Source organism: Sabulicella glaciei, assembly GCF_026183895.1.
Taxonomy (GTDB): domain Bacteria; phylum Pseudomonadota; class Alphaproteobacteria; order Acetobacterales; family Acetobacteraceae; genus Roseococcus; species Roseococcus glaciei.
Genome location: NZ_JAPFQI010000059.1, coordinates 1 through 1034 on the forward strand (window position 1 = coordinate 1; position 1034 = coordinate 1034).

A 1034-nucleotide genomic window follows, 5' to 3' on the forward strand; every position below is an offset into this window, starting at 1 on the left:
TGTATCGCTCGACGGACCGCCGCTGTCGTGGTGGCGCAGCCGTGTTGAACCTGGCCCATAGCGCGTCCTTCCACTCCTGGGAGAAGACTGCACCATCAAAACCTGGGATCAAACATCCTAGCCTCCGCCGCGTGCGGCGATATGGAACATGCGCTGTTGTGCCAGTAAGCGTCCGCGTGTCGCACGACAGAACGCAGGAGTGCCCATGAAGCCTTCGAAGCAGCCGCCCCAAGAGGTCGAAGAGCGGCTTGGCACGCTGGTGGAGTTGGAGGCATGGCTGCGCACGCCCATGCTGGTGCTAAGTGCACTATGGCTTGTCCTGGTCGTCGCAGAGTTGGCCTGGGGCGAGAACCTTCTGCTGTCGACCCTGGGCACTGTCATCTGGGTGATCTTTCTCATCGAGTTCGCGCTGCGCTTGGCACTGGCCCCGGACCGGCTGGCCTTCCTGCGCGCCAATTGGCTTTCCGTCATCGCCCTGATCGCGCCGGCGTTCCGGCTGCTGCGCGGTATCCGTGTGCTGCGGTTCGCAAGGGCCGCTCGCGGATTACGGCTGGTGCGGGTGGTTGGCACCGCCAATCGAGGCATGAATGCCCTGCGAGGGGCCATGCGGCGCCGAGGTCTCGGCTACGTTCTCGCTCTCACGGGGCTGGTGAATCTGCTTGGCGCAGCGGGCATGTACGCCTTCGAGCGGGCGCCCGAGGTGGAGGGCGGCTTTTCCGGTTTCGCCGACGCGCTGTGGTGGACCTCCATGGTCCTGACGACAATGGGTTCCGCCTATTGGCCAGTCACGGCGGAGGGGCGGGTGCTATGCCTCATGCTGTCGGTCTATGCCTTTGCAGTGTTCGGCTACATCACGGCGGCCTTTGCCAGCTTCTTCGTGGGCCGCGACGCGGAGGAGCGTACGGGAGGGGCGAAGTCCTAGAGCAGAATCTGATCATTCGGGCTCGTATCCGGCGGCGGTGAAGTAGTTCGCGCACTCGGCCGGCGTGAAGGCCGGAAGTGCGTCACGGATGGCATCCCAGAGGTCTTCGACC

At 64.4% G+C, this 1034-nt stretch carries 1 protein-coding gene and 1 pseudogene; one reads left to right on the forward strand and one right to left on the reverse strand.

Annotated features, from left to right (window positions below):
* Positions 1-205: 205 nt before the first annotated feature.
* Positions 206-922, forward strand: a complete 717-nt coding sequence (locus OF850_RS23360; RefSeq protein WP_301592844.1) for an ion transporter — start codon at positions 206-208, stop codon at positions 920-922.
* A gap of 12 nt (positions 923-934) precedes the next feature.
* On the opposite strand, the pseudogene OF850_RS23365 reads toward OF850_RS23360, so the two are convergent.
* Positions 935-1034: pseudogene (locus OF850_RS23365) on the reverse strand (IS630 family transposase); the annotation flags it as partial.